Origin of the sequence: Algibacter lectus (assembly GCF_004368925.1) — a bacterium.
Taxonomy (GTDB): domain Bacteria; phylum Bacteroidota; class Bacteroidia; order Flavobacteriales; family Flavobacteriaceae; genus Algibacter; species Algibacter lectus.
In genome coordinates, this window is the sequence record NZ_SORL01000009.1 from 226,192 (window position 1) to 242,818 (window position 16,627).

The 16,627-nt window shown below is 32.1% G+C and carries 17 protein-coding genes; 9 read left to right on the forward strand and 8 right to left on the reverse strand.

From position 1 onward, the window contains the following. Nucleotides 1-202: 202 nt before the first annotated feature. A complete protein-coding gene (locus DFQ06_RS13535; RefSeq protein ID WP_042495771.1) occupies nt 203-778 on the forward strand; it encodes a hypothetical protein in 576 nt (191 codons plus the stop codon). Between the two features lie 76 nt (nt 779-854). On the opposite strand, the gene DFQ06_RS13540 is transcribed toward DFQ06_RS13535, so the two are convergent. Together DFQ06_RS13540 and DFQ06_RS13545 are read right to left on the reverse strand one after the other, a co-directional pair. Further along, a complete protein-coding gene (locus tag DFQ06_RS13540) occupies nt 855-1,775 on the reverse strand; it encodes a lytic transglycosylase domain-containing protein (RefSeq protein WP_042495773.1) in 921 nt (306 codons plus the stop codon). Nucleotides 1,776-1,811: 36 nt separating this feature from the next. Further along, complete coding sequence (locus DFQ06_RS13545; RefSeq protein WP_133968218.1) at nt 1,812-2,477, reverse strand: alpha/beta hydrolase; 666 nt, start codon at nt 2,475-2,477, stop codon at nt 1,812-1,814. A gap of 122 nt (nt 2,478-2,599) precedes the next feature. Between DFQ06_RS13545 and DFQ06_RS13550 the strand changes: the two genes are divergently transcribed. Beyond that, nucleotides 2,600-2,896, forward strand: a complete 297-nt coding sequence (locus DFQ06_RS13550) for an N-acetyltransferase (protein WP_133968220.1) — start codon at nt 2,600-2,602, stop codon at nt 2,894-2,896. A 76-nt stretch (nt 2,897-2,972) separates the two neighbouring features. Here the strand turns inward: DFQ06_RS13550 and DFQ06_RS13555 are convergent, their stop codons facing one another. Beyond that, nucleotides 2,973-3,368: a hypothetical protein gene (locus DFQ06_RS13555; protein ID WP_133968222.1), complete on the reverse strand. Its 396-nt coding sequence runs from the start codon at nt 3,366-3,368 to the stop codon at nt 2,973-2,975. 123 nt (nt 3,369-3,491) lie between these two features. After that, nucleotides 3,492-4,820: a tRNA (N(6)-L-threonylcarbamoyladenosine(37)-C(2))-methylthiotransferase MtaB gene (gene mtaB / locus DFQ06_RS13560; RefSeq protein ID WP_133968224.1), complete on the reverse strand. Its 1,329-nt coding sequence runs from the start codon at nt 4,818-4,820 to the stop codon at nt 3,492-3,494. A gap of 89 nt (nt 4,821-4,909) precedes the next feature. On the opposite strand from mtaB, the gene DFQ06_RS13565 reads away from it, so the two are divergent. After that, entirely contained in the window at nt 4,910-6,541 is a 1,632-nt protein-coding gene (locus DFQ06_RS13565; protein ID WP_235833543.1) for an ABC transporter substrate-binding protein, read from the forward strand. Here DFQ06_RS13565 and DFQ06_RS13570 read toward each other — a convergent pair. The 4 genes from DFQ06_RS13570 to DFQ06_RS13585 form a co-directional block, all read right to left on the reverse strand. Beyond that, the gene (locus DFQ06_RS13570; RefSeq protein WP_133968228.1) at nt 6,538-7,242 is read right to left on the reverse strand and encodes a lysoplasmalogenase family protein; all 705 of its coding nucleotides are present in this window, start codon (nt 7,240-7,242) and stop codon (nt 6,538-6,540) included. The two genes, DFQ06_RS13565 and DFQ06_RS13570, sit on opposite strands and share 4 nt — an antisense overlap. Nucleotides 7,243-7,289: 47 nt before the next feature. After that, nucleotides 7,290-8,201 (reverse strand): TolB family protein, encoded by a 912-nt coding sequence (locus DFQ06_RS13575; protein WP_133968230.1) that lies wholly within the window; start codon nt 8,199-8,201, stop codon nt 7,290-7,292. An 89-nt stretch (nt 8,202-8,290) separates the two neighbouring features. Beyond that, nucleotides 8,291-9,466 carry a GlmU family protein gene (locus DFQ06_RS13580; RefSeq protein WP_042505825.1) on the reverse strand — a complete coding sequence of 392 codons (1,176 nt, stop codon included), beginning with the start codon at nt 9,464-9,466 and terminating at the stop codon, nt 8,291-8,293. Nucleotides 9,467-9,595: 129 nt separating this feature from the next. Then, nucleotides 9,596-9,847 (reverse strand): type B 50S ribosomal protein L31, encoded by a 252-nt coding sequence (locus DFQ06_RS13585; RefSeq protein ID WP_042495792.1) that lies wholly within the window; start codon nt 9,845-9,847, stop codon nt 9,596-9,598. Nucleotides 9,848-10,008: 161 nt separating this feature from the next. Here DFQ06_RS13585 and DFQ06_RS13590 point away from each other — a divergent pair, with 161 nt between their 5' ends. The 6 genes from DFQ06_RS13590 to DFQ06_RS13615 all read left to right on the forward strand — a co-directional run bounded on the left by DFQ06_RS13590 (nt 10,009) and on the right by DFQ06_RS13615 (nt 16,623). Beyond that, entirely contained in the window at nt 10,009-10,539 is a 531-nt protein-coding gene (locus DFQ06_RS13590; RefSeq protein WP_042495793.1) for a DUF4199 domain-containing protein, read from the forward strand. Nucleotides 10,540-10,578: 39 nt separating this feature from the next. After that, a complete protein-coding gene (locus DFQ06_RS13595; protein ID WP_042505827.1) occupies nt 10,579-11,529 on the forward strand; it encodes a glycosyltransferase family 2 protein in 951 nt (316 codons plus the stop codon). A 119-nt stretch (nt 11,530-11,648) separates the two neighbouring features. Then, nucleotides 11,649-13,379 carry a phospho-sugar mutase gene (locus DFQ06_RS13600; protein ID WP_162857670.1) on the forward strand — a complete coding sequence of 577 codons (1,731 nt, stop codon included), beginning with the start codon at nt 11,649-11,651 and terminating at the stop codon, nt 13,377-13,379. A gap of 38 nt (nt 13,380-13,417) precedes the next feature. Continuing rightward, nucleotides 13,418-15,253, forward strand: a complete 1,836-nt coding sequence (locus DFQ06_RS13605; RefSeq protein ID WP_042505828.1) for an ABC transporter ATP-binding protein — start codon at nt 13,418-13,420, stop codon at nt 15,251-15,253. Between the two features lie 296 nt (nt 15,254-15,549). Further along, on the forward strand, nt 15,550-16,092 hold the full coding sequence (locus DFQ06_RS13610; protein WP_133968232.1) for an RNA polymerase sigma factor: 543 nt from the start codon (nt 15,550-15,552) through the stop codon (nt 16,090-16,092). 33 nt (nt 16,093-16,125) lie between these two features. Next, nucleotides 16,126-16,623 carry a hypothetical protein gene (locus DFQ06_RS13615; protein ID WP_042505830.1) on the forward strand — a complete coding sequence of 166 codons (498 nt, stop codon included), beginning with the start codon at nt 16,126-16,128 and terminating at the stop codon, nt 16,621-16,623. Nucleotides 16,624-16,627: the final 4 nt, after the last annotated feature.

A 16,627-nucleotide genomic window follows, 5' to 3' on the forward strand; every position in this document is an offset into this window, starting at 1 on the left:
CACTTTGACAAATGTTATTAGAAAAAAAGTTATATTATTTTTATTCTGAACAAAAACATAGATAACACCGCAATATATTTGACTTCGTTAGTCTTTTTTATGATAAAGGTTTCATTTGTTTTTCATAAAAATTTAGTTTCTTTGCACAACTAATAGTTAAATAGAAGGATGTTTTCTTCTAATTTCATACCAAAACTCAACCATGTACAATAAAATTATAAAACTTATTATCGCTGCAGGTATTATTGCTTTTGCAGTTTATCAATTTACAGAAGGTTATATAGGTAATGGCATTATGCTTATTTTACTATCGCTAATTTTCATTTTCTTATACTTTAAGAATGAATTTATTTTATTAGCTTTTTTAAAATTAAGAAAACAAGATTTTGAAGGTGCTACAAAATGGTTAAATAAAATTAAAAACCCAGAAACTGCTTTAGTAAAAAAACAACAAGGTTACTATAACTATTTGCATGGTATTATGGTATCGCAATCTAACATGAATGATGCTGAGAAATACTTTAAAAAAGCAATTTCTCTTGGTTTATCTATGGATCACGATTTAGCGATGGCTAAATTAAACTTAGCTGGTATTGCTTTTTCTAAACGAAGAAAAATAGAAGCTCAAAAATTACTTACTGAAGCAACAAAACTTGATAAACAAGGGATGTTAACCGACCAGATAAAAATGATGAAGGATAACATGAAACGTGCCGTTGGACCAACACAACATTATGGTGCTGGAGGTTCTGTAAGATCTCAAAAACGTAGAGGATAACATTATTTAAATACTCCATAATAAAAAAGCCAATACTTTTAAAAGTATTGGCTTTTTTATTGATATCTACTACCGACTAGTTGTAATATCCTTCTTCAGGAATATCGATATAATATTGTTTTCTAGATCTATTGTTTAAGTGTGGCTCACGTAACCAAGGGTTATGTAACTTTAATATTTTGTAGTTTATACCATAATTTTCGGCAAACTTAGTAAAATCTGTTACTGCTGTATCTACTTCTACTTTGTAAGTTGGTACAGGCGTGTATAAATCTTTATCTCTAAAATTGAAACCATATGTATCTGGGTTAGATAAAATTTCTTTTAAAGCTACAATTCTAAACATATAACGCCCTGTTTCTTCACCTAAAAGCAAATCGTAATACTCACTTACATTTTGTTCTTTTAAACGCCTAGAAACACCTGCATTTCCAGCATTATACGCGGCAGCTGCTAACGTCCAAGATCCTAATTGTTCTTTCGCTCTTAACAAATATCTACAGGCTACTTCTGTAGCCATTTCTAAATTGTAACGCTCATCAACATTATTGTTTACTTCTAAACCATTTTCTCTACCTGTTGCAGGCATAATTTGCCAAAACCCTCTTGCTCCTGCTGGAGATACCGCATTGGTTAAACCACTTTCTATAACAGCTAAATATTTAAAATCGTCTGGCACACCATGTTTAGCCAAAATAGGCTCTATAATTGGGAAATACTTTTTAGAACGCTTAAACATTAATAAACCATTAGATTGCCAATACGTGTTTACTAACAACTCTCTATCCATACGTTCTAAAATATCTGGATTATCAAGTGGCATTGGCTCTCCTGCGAAATCTAATTTTTCTGGAACTTGCAATGCATAAACATTATAATCGTTTATTAATTTAGTTTCAAAATTCTCATCGGTAGGAGCTTCTTGAAAAGCATTAATAAACAAGGCGCATAAGCTTAATAAGCCTACTAAAGCTAAGGTTTTCTGTACTATTTTCATTTTTACTTCTTTTTATTTTAAATGTAAGTTTTTTATTTAATTTTCTAATATAATTTTTGGTAAATTTTCGTTAAACCATTTATACTTATTTATAATCGCAATATGTGTTCCGTTTTTAACAACCATACAGTTTTTTATATTTTTAATAGGAAAAACCCCATCGGCATCACCATGGATATGTACTATATCTTTTGGAGCTTCTTTTTGCTCCCAGCAAACCATTTGCTCTATAGCCCAAGATAAATAACGACTATCATTAACCGAAAGGTATTTTTGATAAAGTTCTATACGTTTCTTAACCACATTACCTACTGCATATTTTTCGAATACATCAATATTTGAAGCCAATTGTGTTGGCACTAACTTATAAGCCTTTGTTGATTTAGCCAACAACATACGTTTTGGCAATTCGTCCATAGATTTAACACTCGATGCAATAATTAATTTCCTCGTTTTTATATGCTTAGCCATTTCTTGTACTAAAACACCTCCAAAAGAGACACCTAATAAAACAATATTATCGTGTTTTACACCCTGAGTCATTCGCAAAGCATAATCACTAAGCGACTCATTTTCAATAGGTATCATCCATTCTAACAGATGAATTTGAAAGGTTTCTTCTGGTAATTTTATGTTTTCAAAAATTAACGGACTAGCAGCCATTCCTGGCATGAGGTAAACATGTATTAGCTCTTGATGCATAAGGGATTAACTTCTATTTAACTATAATATAATGTTTTTTTTTCGTACTTTTGCACGACAAACTTATACAAAAATAGTTCTCACTATTTCAAGTTTGCAAATAATTTTAAAAATTTTATGATATGGTTGAAGCTGCTGACTTGATTGACAACGATTTTTTACGTCAATTTGAAATTAAAATCGATGACCAAATGGCCATAATCGAATATTCTCTACAAGAACGAAAGATTTTTTTAACAAAACTTTTTATTCCAGAAAGCATAACGGACGAAAACTTTAGTAAAGATTTTTTATCTGCTGTATTTGATCAAATAGCTGAACGTAACTTAAGCGTGATGCCTACTTGCCCAGAAATAGCAAAATTTGTTAGAAGCAACAGAAAGTACAAGCGCATGCTACCAGTAGGCGTAAGAATCTAATTTTAGAAATAACCTAAAACAAAAAATCCGAAGCAAAGCTTCGGATTTTTTTATGTTTTATATTCAACGTTGACTATCAATAATAATCTGAATAATCATTAGATATTTTATCAAGAACAACCACACCTGCAGAACCAGTTAACTCAAGTTGTCCGTCATCATTTATTTCATAACTATTTCCAGAGACATCTGTATCTAAAATCGTAACCACTTTACCATTTAGCTCCCAATTAAAAGGCTCTAAACTTGAAGTCTCTTCACCTGTATTCGTTTCGATAGCATAAATACTTAATCCGGTATTATTGTCTCCAAAAACTAATGTAAATGTTGTTGTAGCTTCTGTGGTAACCTCACTGGTTTGCCAAACTCCTAATAAAATAGAATCTTTATCGTTATCATCATTGTCACTAGAACAAGACATGAACAGAAAAACAACTAAGAGAGAAGTTAATAATTTTAAGTTTCTTTTCATAATTAATAAATCTCGATACTTTATACCGAAAACACTTGATGTAAACTTACATCAGCAAACAACATTTAGCAAAATAAAATCGTTTAAACTCAAATAAACCAATGCAAGATGAAAAAGCAGTTATTAAGCAACGCTATCTTGCTTAACAAAATCGAAACGCACTAAGCCATCATCATCAATTTTCGTAAGATTTACCGCATGTAAAGTATTTACCAATTCTGGGTTCCATGGCGTTTTTACTTTTACATAATTTTCTGTAAAACCATGAATGTAACCGCTTTTATTTTCACTTTCAAACAAAACAGTTCTTGCTGATTCTAATTGACTTTCATAAAATGCACGGCGTTTTTTAACCGATAAGCCCCGCAACATCTTACTTCGCTTACTACGTACATTACCTGGAACAATACCATCCATTTCTGCAGCTTCGGTATTATCCCGTTCCGAATACGTAAACACGTGTAAATATGAAATATCTAACTCGGTTAAAAAATTATAAGTTTCTAGAAAATGCTCATCAGTTTCACCCGGAAACCCAACAATAACATCCACACCAATACAGGCATGAGGCATAACTTCTTTTATTTTAGAAACACGATCTACATAAAGTTCACGCATGTAACGGCGTTTCATTTTTTTAAGAATTTCATTACTTCCAGATTGTAGAGGAATATGAAAGTGTGGTACAAAAGCTCTAGATTTCGAAACCAAATCAATGGTATCATTCTTTAGTAAATTAGGTTCAATAGACGAAATTCGTAAACGCTCAATACCTTCTACTTTGTCCAACTCTGTTACTAAATCTAGAAACGTATGCTCATGTTTTTTGTTTCCGAATTCACCTTTGCCATAATCACCAATATTAACACCGGTTAAAACAATTTCTTTTATATTTTGTTTTGAAATATCTCGTGCGTTTTTCAATACGCCTTCCATAGTGTCACTTCTAGAAATACCACGTGCTAAAGGAATGGTGCAATATGTACATTTATAATCGCAACCATCTTGAACTTTTAGAAAAGCACGTGTTCTATCTCCAATTGAATAAGAACCAACATAAAAATCGGCATCTTCAATTTCGCAAGAATGCACTTCACCAAAATCGTTTTTAGATAAATCGTTTAAATAATCTGTTATTTTAAATTTCTCTGTAGCACCAAGCACCAAGTCTACTCCGTTTACATCGGCTAGTTCCTGAGGTTTTAATTGTGCATAACACCCCACTGCAGCTACAAAAGCATCTGGATTAGATTTTTGAGCTTGCTTAACAATAGTTTTAAAACGTTTGTCTGCATTTTCGGTTACCGAACAGGTGTTAATAACGTAAATATCTGCCTTTTCAGAAAAATCTACGCGACTAAATCCCTCATCGTCAAAGTTTCTAGCTATAGTTGATGTTTCGGAAAAATTCAGTTTGCAACCTAAAGTATAAAATGCGACTTTTTTATTCATTATATTTTGTTATCCTCTGCTTGTTTCAAGATCTTTTTAAAATTATCTTTACATTTAAAAAGTCTGCAAATTTACAATTAATAAGTTATATGATAAAACATGTTACTAGTCAAATAATAAACTATCTCTCAATTAGTTGCGTTGTTTTATTCATTTTTTCATGTGAAAGCGATACAAATACAGCCAAAGACCATCTTGTTTTTCGCTATAATGAGCATAAAAATATAGGATCTCTAGATCCTGCTTTCTCTAAAGACATTGCCGATATTTGGGCTACCAACCAACTATTTAATGGTCTGGTACAAATGGATAACAACTTAAAAGTAATACCATGTATTGCAAAAAACTGGACAATCTCTGAAGATGCAAAAACATATAACTTCAGCCTTAGAAATGATGTCTATTTCCACAAACACGAACTATTTGGCAAAGACTCCACCAGAACCGTTGTTGCTACAGATGTCGCTTATAGCTTAAACAGATTATTAGATAAACAAATTGCATCTCCCGGAAGTTGGATTTTAAATAAAGTAGACCAATTTAATGTGATTAACGATACTACGTTTCAAATTAAATTAAAACAACCATTTCCCGCGTTTTTAGGGTTACTAACCATGAAATACTGCTCGGTTGTGCCTAAGGAAATTGTAGATTTCTATAATTCAGATTTTAGAGCTCACCCTATTGGAACAGGTCCTTTTAAATTTAAGCGATGGGAAGAAAATGTAAAGCTAGTTTTTAGAAAAAATGAAAATTATTTTGAAAAAGACCTTAACGGAAAGCAGCTACCTTACCTAGAAGCTGTTGCCATCACCTTTTTACCAGACAAGCAAAGTGAATTTATGCAATTTGCGCAAGGAAACATTGATTTCGTTTCTGGTTTAGATGCCTCATATAAAGATGAAATTTTAACGGCTGATGGTAAATTAAGAGCATCCTACGAAAAAACATCGCGCTTAATTCGTGGTCCATATTTAAATACCGAATACTTAGGGTTTAACTTAGATTCTGAAACCTCGGAAACACAATCAAAACTATTAAGACAAGCCATTAATTACGGCTTCGATAGAAAAAAAATGATGATTTACCTGCGTAACGGTGTTGGAATTCCCGCAAATGGCGGCTTTATACCTAAAGGTTTACCTGGTTACAATGCGACTACAGGTTTTAACTATAAGCCAGAAAAAGCTAAACAATTAGTTGAACAATATAAAAACGAGACCGGTAAACAAAACCCCGAAATTACAATTACAACCATTGGAAACTATTTAAGTTTTTGCGAATACATACAACGTGAACTACAAAAAACGGGCCTTATAGTCAACATTGATGTTATACCTGCCGCCACTTTAAAAGATGCTAAAGCGAACAATAAATTAGATTTATTTAGAGCGAGTTGGGTTGCCGATTATCCTGACGCTGAAAATTATTTATCTTTATTTTATAGTAAAAACTTTTCACCAAACGGACCAAATTACACGCACTTTCAAAATCCACAATTTAACTCTTGGTACGAACAAGCTTTTACTGAAACTAATCCGGAAAACAGAGAACAACTTTATTCTAAAATGGATTCATTAGTTATGCAAGAAGCTCCAATTATTCCTTTATTTTATGATGAAGTGGTTCGATTTACAAGGAAAAACGTTCAGCATTTAGGCATAAACCCTATCAACTTACTAGAATTAAAACAGGTGAAAAAATTAAAAGAAAATATTTAGTCTATTTCAACTGGTTTAATTAAAACTTCTTCTAAAACACCAAGAATAAAAAGATATTGTCCCAACTCATATAAAACAAGAAGCGTTGGACCATCAAAGGCAAAACTATTTCCGTAGAGTTTTACAACCAACATACTTTCTGATATCACAAAAAATAACAAGCCTAAAAACACCAAAATATAACTCTTGTAGCAAACAAATTCCTTTCGAACAAAAGCGAATGCTAATAAAACTATAGAAATAAAAAAATAAATAACGATTATTATAAGTTGATCACCTAACTTTTCGTAAACCTCATTAACAAGCACGAACATATACAAACTAAAAAACAACAAGAAAAAGAATATTCTCTTAAAGCTAAAATCATGATTTTTCGCTAACCTCAAGGCATAGAAAAACTTGCCAGCAACAAAAAAAACAAAAGAGAGTAAAAAAAATATTTGATTATTATTCATAAGTGTACCAAAACACCCACCAATAGTAAAAAGAACTAACCCAATAATTACGGCGTTAGATTTTAATTTTGGTACCTTATCATTCTTGTTTACCAAATAGTAAACTAACAACAAGCCTGTTACTAAACTCTTAGATATATGTCGATTAAAGGATGTATCGAGATTTTGTTTAATTAAATTATCCAGCACCACTGCAACCAAAAACACTACAGAAAACAAGTAAATATTTTTAAAAAAAATATTCATATAATATATTAGTTGTCTTATTTTTTTCAAGATAGGCAATTCCCTACTTATTTCATTTTAAAAACATAGATATCATCGTCTCCTTTTCCGCCTAAGCGTTTCGACGATAAAAAACCAGAAGTATTATTTGCATTCATTATTAAAGACAAATCGTCCTTAACACTATTTAATGGTTTTTCAAGTTTTTCTGCTTTTTCATAAGTACTATCTTCATTAATTTTACATTTATACAAATCGTAACCTCCAAAGCCATTAGGTCTGTTGGATGAAAAATACAATGTATTATCACTAGCTATAAATGGGAACATTTCTTTTCCATAAGAATTCACCTTGGAACCTAAATTTTCTGGTTCACTAAATGTGTTGCCATCTAAAATATCCACCTTAAAAATATCTGAACCTCCTTTTGTAGTAGCCTTACCTCCTTTAATATTTGCGGTAAAAAACAAAGTTTTACCATCGGGACTTAACGCGGGGTGCGCATAAGAAAACCGAGGTTTACAAAATGGCAACACTTTAAAATTAGTAAAACCAACACCGGCTTTAAACTCCCCAACTTCTAAATGAAAATTAGTTTCCTTAAACCTAACGTTTGGTTTATTTTTATTGGTATAAACTGTAGTGATATAAATAAGACTTCCGTCTTGAGATAATGTTGCGCTAGTAATTTGCGGTACACCAGCTTTGGGATCGATTTGAACAGTTGATAAGTTTTCAATAGTCTCAGAATTCTTAATCTCACCTTGAAATATTGTTAGTTTTGGCTGGCCTTGAACGCGCTTTACTCTTCCTTTTTTATCAAGTTGAAAAGATGTTACTATAACCGCATCGGCAACTCGCATTAATCCAAAATGAGGATTTTCATTGTTCAAACTTAAATTCTCAACAACATAATTTTCATTTTGAGCTAAAACTATTCCGTTACAAAACAAAAAAATACAGACTACAAATTTCATCATAAAAAACTGATATTTAAACAAATATACAAATACCTGTGTAATTCAAAAGTTTACAAAAAAACTTCATCTGTTTATTTTAAAACATAAATCTATTCTCTTCTAAACTTTTTTGTTTCCTCAAAAACATGAGTTAAAATAGCCTCTTCTTGCTCGGTAAATTCAATACCGCGCCTACTCATAACAATTTTAGTTACCTCAAAAGCTTTCTTTGTTAAGTAAGTGGTAAAACCACTGCTTCCGCCCCATGAAAAACTTGGTACAAAATTACGAGGAAACCCCGTTCCAAAAATATTTGCACTAACGCCAACTACAGTCCCGGTATTAAACATGGTGTTTATTCCACATTTACTATGGTCACCCATCATTAAACCACAAAACTGTAAACCTGTTTTAGCAAAACCTTCTGTTTGGTAATCCCATAAGCGCACTTCGGCATAATTATTTTTAAGGTTAGAATTGTTAGTGTCAGCACCTAAATTACACCACTCACCTAATACAGAGTTCCCTAAAAAGCCTTCATGTCCTTTATTAGAATACCCAAAAATAACCGAATTATTAACCTCGCCACCAACTTTACTAAAAGGCCCTACTGTTGTTGGACCATAAATTTTGGCTCCCATTTTAATAGTAGAAGATTCGCATAAAGCAAAAGGCCCACGAATAAGCGCACCTTCCATTATCTCCGCATCTTTAGCAATGTATATAGGTCCGTTTGTAGCGTTCAACGAAACATATTCCAATTTCGCCCCTTCTTCTATAAAAATGTTTTCTGGAGCTATAAGGTTATTGGTTTCCGAGATAGTTTCAGACTTTCTATCTTCTGTAATTAATTCAAAATCGGCCTTGATTGCATCGCCGTTTTTAGAAAAAATATCCCAAGTATTTTCAATTTTTAATACATCGCCATCAAACTCAATGGCTTTGTAGTCATCAAAATCAATATCTTCTTGTCCTTCTACTGCAAAAAAAGCAATAACATCGTCTCCTTGAAAAATAGCTTGATTTTCTTCTAATGTTTTAATTTTAGCAACCAATCCCTCATTTGGCAAGTACGACGCGTTAATCATAACATTAACTTCCATCTCCACCATCGGATATTTATCTGCTAAATAATCTTCAGTTACCGTAGTTGTTGTGCAACTTAAATAGCTTTCCCACTTTTCACGAATAGTTAATATGCCTACTCTAATATCTGCAACAGGCCTTGTATAAGTAAAAGGCAATAGATTATTTCTTGAAGGACCGTCAAAAAGTATATAATTCATTTTAAGTATAAAATTAAAAGCTTGCCAACACAAACTTTAATTATGAATTCAAATGTAATTTAAATATAGAAAACAAAAAAGCCTTCCATATTAAATATGAAGGCTTTATATATTAAATGTAGGCTAAATTTATTTTTTAAACTTAGCGTATTTGTTTTTGAACTTGTCAATACGACCAGCTGTATCTACTAATTTAGATTTACCAGTGTAAAAAGGATGAGACGTTCTAGAAATTTCCATTTTTATTAATGGATATTCAACACCGTCAACCTCAATAGTTTCGTTTGTATTTGCTGTAGATTTTGTTAAAAACACATCTTCGTTAGACATATCTTTAAACGCTACTAATCTATAATTTTCTGGGTGTATACCTTTTCTCATCGCTAAATGCTTTTTATTCTTTTCAATTTTGGAAGTGCAAATTTAAGTAAATTTTATAAATTCACAATCTTTTTTGCATTTTATTTTTTACTGGTACAAATGTAACGTTTTAGTATCTTTGAACACTAACAATTCAACTAAAATAATTTAATCAAAATATCATGGAAAAAACTTTAAAATCTATTGCTACTAATTTCGGATTGTATTTAGGAGCTTTTCTAGCGCTAATCACTATAATTCCTTACGCCGTAAATATTGAATTACTTGCTAATACTTGGCTAGGTGCCTTCATTTTAATTGCTATTATTGTTTTCGGAATTGTTTCTGTAGCCAAGGTTAAACAAGCTCAAAACAGTTATGCTACTTTTAAAGAAGCTTTTACAGCCTATTTTATTACTGTTGCCCTAGGGTTACTAATTAGTACTTTAGTATCTTATATATTATTCAATTTTATCGATCCAGAAGCTGCAACCGCTTTAAAAGAGATTACTATTGAAAAAACAGTACAAATGATGGAGGGCTTTAATTCACCAACTGATATTATCGACCAAACCGTTGAAAACATGGAAGCTCAAAACAATTATTCTTTAGCCAACATCGCTAAAGGTTTGGCCGGTTACTTAGTTATGTTTAGTATTATTGGTTTAATAGTTGCGGCAGCAATGAAAAAAAAGAACCCTGACGCAGAATAATTTCAGTATTTTTGAACTTTATTATCTGAAAAAAATTACATGGATATATCAGTAGTTATACCACTACTTAACGAACAAGACTCTTTAACCGAATTGCACGATTGGATTGCTGGCGTTATGCAAAAGCATCAATTTTCGTACGAAATTATTTTTATTGATGACGGAAGTAAAGATGAGTCATGGAATATCATCACCTTACTTTCAACGCAAAATAATAGCGTAAAAGGCATTCGGTTTTTACGGAATTTTGGAAAATCTCAGGCTTTACATGCCGGTTTTGAAAAAGCGGAAGGCGATGTAATTATCACCATGGATGCCGATTTACAAGATAATCCAGACGAAATTCCGGATCTTTATAATATGATTACAAAGGATGGTTTCGATTTGGTTTCGGGCTGGAAAAAGAAACGTTATGACTCTGTAATAGCTAAAAACATTCCATCAAAACTATTTAATTGGGCTGCCAGAAAAACATCGGGAGTAAAACTGAACGATTTTAATTGTGGCTTAAAAGCTTATAAAAAAGAAGTTGTAAAAAACATTGATGTTAATGGCGAAATGCACCGTTATATTCCGGTGCTTTCAAAAAACGCAGGCTTCTCTAATATTGGTGAAAAAGTAGTACAGCACCAAGCCAGAAAATATGGTGAAACTAAATTTGGCATGGATCGTTTTATTCATGGTTTTCTAGATTTAATTACCATTTGGTTTCTATCTCGTTTCGGAAAACGCCCTATGCATCTCTTTGGAGCATTAGGCTTTATAATGTTTGCCATTGGTTTTGCATTTGCAATTTATCTTGGTATTGATAAATTATTTCTAGATCGCGCAGGTAGGTTAATTACGCAACGCCCTCAATTTTATATCGCACTTTCTACCATGATTATTGGTACACAGTTTTTTGTAGCTGGGTTTTTAGGAGAAATTATCTTGAGAAACAGACCAGATAAAAAACGGTATTTAATTAAAGATGAATTAAATTTAAACTAAAATCATTAAGAAATAGTTAAAAACACTTTTAAGAGCATCAAAATTGCCTGTTTTTAAAAATTATTCTTCAACAATTGTTTACTTTTGTTCTCATTTGTTACACAACTAATTATACATATATGATACACATTGAACCAAAAATTTTAGACAGAATAAACGCCTGGTTAACACCAGCTTTTGATGAGGAAACGCAAAAAACTATTAAAGATAGTATTGCAAACAATCCAAAAGATATACAAGAAAGCTTTTATAAAGATTTAGAATTTGGTACAGGTGGTATGCGTGGTATTATGGGGGTTGGTACAAACCGTATTAACAAATATACTTTAGGTAAAAGCACACAAGGTTTAAGTGATTATTTGCATAAATCTTTTCCAGATGAAACACCTAAAGCTGTAATTGCTTACGATTGTAGACACAACAGTAAATCTTTAGCAAAATTAGTTGCCGATGTATTTTCTGCAAATGGTATTCAAGTTTATTTATTTGAAGATTTACGTGCTACACCAGAATTATCTTTCGCAGTAAAACATTTAAACTGCCACTGTGGTATTGTATTAACAGCATCTCACAATCCACCAGAATATAATGGTTACAAAGTATACTGGCAAGATGGTGGGCAATTAGTACCTCCGCATGATGGTGGTGTTATTGGCTTAATTAACGATTTAGATTATGCTGATATTAAGTTTGAGGCAAACAACGATTTAATTCAATATATAGGTAAAGATGTTGACGATGTTTTTATCAACGCATCAGTTCAAAACGGTTCGGTTGGCGCAACTCAAGCCGCTAAAGACGATTTAACTATTGTATTTACATCATTACACGGTACATCAATTACCGCAGTTCCAGAAACATTAAAACGTGCTGGATACAAAAATGTACATATTGTAAAAGAACAAGAAGTGCCAGATGGTGATTTTCCAACAGTAAAATCTCCAAACCCAGAAGAACCTGCTGCTTTAAAAATGGCTTTAGAATTAGCCGATAAAGTAAATGCAGATATCGTTATTGGTACCGATCCAGATTGTGATCGTTTAGGCGTAGCCGTTAGAAATGCTGATGGTGAATTACAATTACTAAACGGAAACCAGACCATGTTAATGATGACGGATTTCTTACTAAAACAATGGAAAGAAGAAGACAGAATTAAAGGTAAAGAATTTATTGCATCTACAATTGTATCTACACCTATGCTAACAAAACTAGCTACATCTTACGGTGTAGAAAGTAAAATTGTTTTAACTGGTTTTAAATGGATAGCTAAATTAATTCACGATTTTCCAGAATTAGATTTTATTGGTGGTGGTGAAGAGAGTTTTGGTTTTATGGTTGGCGATTTTGTTCGCGATAAAGATGCCGTAACCTCTACCCTATTAGCATGCGAAATTGCAGCTATCACAAAATCTAACGGAAGTTCTTTCTTTAATGAATTACTTCAATTATATACAGAACATGGTTTTTACAAAGAGAAATTAATCTCGTTAACTAAGAAAGGTATTGAAGGTGCTGAAGAAATCAAACAAATGATGACGGATGCTCGTAACAACACACTTAAAGTTGTTAATGGTTCTAAAGTTGTAAAATTTGAAGATTACGATTTATCAATTTCAAAAAACATGATTACTGGTGAAAAATCTACAATAGACGTTCCAAAATCTAATGTACTAATTTACTATACTGAAGATGGAAGCCAAGTAGCATTAAGACCAAGTGGAACCGAACCAAAAATTAAGTTCTACGTAAGTGTAAACACAGAGCTAAAAGCTGTTGAAGATTTTAAAACAACCGAAGCTTCATTAGACGCTAAAGCTGAAGACATCTTAAAAAGCATGAACCTTATTTAAGGATCAGAACAATTTAAATAAAACAAGCATCAATTTAGATGAATCATTTTTATAACATACTTCGGTATGCCAAACCATATAAAAATTTCGCCATAGGACACATTATCGCTAATGTGTTTTATGCGTTATTTGGTACACTTTCTTTTATAGCATTAAAGCCTATGCTAGACGTTATTTTCGACGCAAAAAAGGTGGTTCCTACATCAAAACCTGTTTACACAGGCATAATGAAGCTAGGAGAATATGCTGAAAACTATTTAGCGTTCGAAATGAATCAACTAACTGGTGGCGATAATGCCAAAGCATTAGTTTATGTGGTTGGCTTAATAATTGTTATGTTTTTCCTAAAAAATATTGCCGGTTATTTAGCAAATTACTTCTTAGTGTTTTTAAGAAATGGGGTTATTCGAGATTTAAGAAATAGCGTTTACAAAAAAACAATGGAGTTGCCGCTTTCTTATTTTTCAGAACAACGTAAAGGTGACATCCTATCAAGAGTAACTAGTGATGTTTTAGATTTACAATACTCTTTTCTATCGGTTTTAGAATTAATCGTAAGAGAGCCTCTAACTATTATTTTCACACTAATAGCCATGCTATACATTAGTGTAAACTTAACATTATTTGTATTCGTTTTCATCCCTATAATGGGCTTTATTATCTCAAGAATAGGAAAAAGTTTAAAACGAAAATCCGATCGTGTTCAAAAAGAGCAAGGTGTTTTCTTATCTACTTTAGAAGAGACATTAACAGGATTACGTATCATTAAAGGTTTTAGTGCAGAAGACAACTTCAATACAAAGTTTCAAGAATCAACAACTAGATTTTACAACTTCTCAAACAAGCTACTAAATCGTCAAAACCTAGCATCGCCAAGTAGTGAGTTTTTAGGTATTTGTATGATTGCCGTAATTTTATGGTATGGAGGAAACTTAGTATTAAGCGGTAATGCCGATTCCTCATTAACGGGCAGTACCTTTCTTGTTTACATGGGGCTTGCTTATAACATTTTAACACCTGCAAAAGCGATTAGTCGCGGTTTATACAAAATAAAACAAGGTAGCGCTGCTGCGGAAAGAATACAGGAAATTATTGATACACCTAACCCTTTAAAAGATAAAGAAGGTGCTATCGACAAAACGAGTTTCGATTCTGAAATTGAATTCAAAAACATTTCCTTTAAATATCAAGATGATTATGTTTTAAAAGATTTTTCATTAACCATTCCTAAAGGAAAAACCGTTGCTTTAGTAGGCCAATCTGGTAGTGGTAAATCTACAATTGCCAACTTAATCACTCGTTTTTACGATGTAAACAAAGGAGAGATCTTAATAGACAGCATCAACATTAGTGATTTAAAAACAAGTGCTTTACGTGCGCAGTTAGGTATTGTAACACAAGATGCTATTCTATTTAACGAAAGCATAAAAAACAACCTAAAACTAGGTAAACAAAACGCTACCGACGACGAGGTTATTGAAGCCTTAAAAATTGCAAATGCCTGGGAATTTGTAAAAGATTTACCAAATGGTATTGAAACCAATATTGGCGACGCAGGAAACAAGCTTTCTGGCGGACAAAAGCAACGCTTAAGTATTGCGCGCGCTGTACTTAAAAGCCCTCCAATTATGGTGTTAGATGAGGCGACCTCTGCCTTAGACACCGAAAGCGAGCGCTTAGTACAAGTTGCTCTAGAAAACATGATGAAAAACAGAACATCTATAGTTATTGCACATAGACTTTCAACCATTCAAAATGCAGATCAAATTGTTGTTTTAAACAAAGGCGAAATAGTAGAGCAAGGTAAACACCAGGAACTTATTGATAAAAATGGCGTCTATAAAAAACTTGTAGATATGCAAAGTTTCGAATAAACTTCAAAAACATGTTGTAAAATATAAAAAGGATAGAGACTTGGGGGTTTCTATCCTTTTTTGTAGGTTAATGCTAGATTTGGGGCATCTAACAACTTAAGCAGGTTTCTGAAGCAAATTTAAGACAATTAATCTTACAAAACAAAACAAATATGCTTTTAATCTAAAATATATGCTTTTTAACGATAAAAACAAACAAAATCTACAAGAACAGAGCGTTTTATATTTTTAAAAAAAACATTATAACGTATTAAACCTTTTGTATATTTATAAGTCTAAGAAATAAAGAAGTATTAGTGACGGACGAAATACAGCTCATAGAGCAATTAAAATCGGATACCCATAAAGAATCCGCCTTTAGAGAGCTAATAACGCTTTACAAAGAGCGACTGTATTGGCATATTCGAAATATTGTAAAATCGCATGATGATACTGATGATGTGTTGCAAAACACCTTTATTAAAATCTATAAAAACATAGGTAATTTTAAAGGTGATAGTAAACTTTTTTCCTGGATGTACCGTATAGCTACTAACGAGTCTATTACGTTTATAAACAAAAATGCTAAACGTTTGCAAACAAGTAACCAGGAAGTACAAGATTTAGCTATTAATAATTTAGCTTCCGATGTTTATTTTGAAGGCGATGCTATTCAATTAAAATTACAGCAAGCCATTGCTACGCTTCCGGAAAAGCAACAATTGGTTTTTAATATGAAATATTTTGAAGACATTAAATATAAAGATATGTCTGAAATTTTAGAAACAAGTGAAGGCGCTTTAAAAGCATCGTACCATTTGGCAGTCAAAAAAATTGAAGCGTTTTTAACCGAAGATTAAACCTTTTAGAAAAAAACAAGTCTTAATAATAAGATGAAAACAAATAAAATACATAACGTAACTAATTCAGGCTTAAAAGCTCCCAAAGATTATTTCGATAATCTTGAAGATCGCTTAATGGCTGAAATTAAGCTAAGTGAAACCCTAAGTGATTCTGGTTTCAAAGCTCCCGATGGTTATTTCGATACCCTAGAAAGCAGTATTTTAAGTAAAGTTTCAGAAAAAGAAACGACAAAAGTGATTCCTTTGTTCAACAAAAAGAATCTACTTTATTTTTCAAGTATTGCTGCCGCAGTTCTATTATTATTCAATCTTTCAATTTTTGAAAAAGAAACAAGCTGGGACAGTCTAGACACCGAAACTGTAGAGAACTATATTTTAGATGAAAACGTAGGCTCTTATGAAATCGCCTCACTATTATTAGTAGATGATATATCTGAAGATGATTTTGACTCTTTAGAATTTGCAGACGAAGCTATGGAAGGCTATTTTCTAGAAAACACTTCTGTAGAAGATTTAATTATAAAATAACAAA